We start from the raw sequence: 560 nt of genomic DNA on the forward strand, positions 1-560 counted from the left end.
CTTACAGATGCTGAAGCTGATTGACTAGCTGATGCTGATGCGCTTTGGCTCGCACTAATTGACGCAGACTGGCTCGCGCTTGCTGAGATAGAAGCTGAGTTCTGGTTGTTAGATGCTGAAGCTGAGGCACTTTGGCTGGCGCTTACTGATGTTGAAGCACTTTGACTTGCACTTACAGATGCGCTTGCTGATTGGCTAGCTGATACAGACGCTGAGTCGCTTGCACTTACAGATGCTGAAGCTGATTGGCTAGCTGATACAGATGCTGATTGGCTCGCACTGATGCTTGCTGATACTGATGCTGAAGCTGATTGGCTCGCACTAATTGACGCAGAATGGCTCGCGCTTGCTGAGATAGAAGCTGAGTTCTGGTTGTTAGATGCTGAAGCTGAGGCACTTTGGCTGGCGCTTACTGATGTTGAAGCACTTTGACTTGCACTTACAGATGCGCTTGCTGATTGGCTAGCTGATACAGACGCTGAGTCGCTTGCACTTACAGATGCTGATGCTGATTGGCTAGCTGATACAGATGCTGATTGGCTTGAACTTACAGACGCTGA

1 protein-coding gene is annotated in these 560 nt (G+C 49.3%); it reads right to left on the reverse strand.

Features of this window, described 5'->3' with window-relative positions; translation table 11 throughout:
• Window positions 1-560, reverse strand: a 560-nt coding sequence (locus tag D8804_RS10005) for a hypothetical protein (protein ID WP_185774065.1), incomplete at both ends; no start/stop codon positions are given.

Source organism: Streptococcus oralis, from assembly GCF_003944215.1.
Taxonomy (GTDB): Bacteria; Bacillota; Bacilli; order Lactobacillales; family Streptococcaceae; genus Streptococcus; species Streptococcus oralis_BI.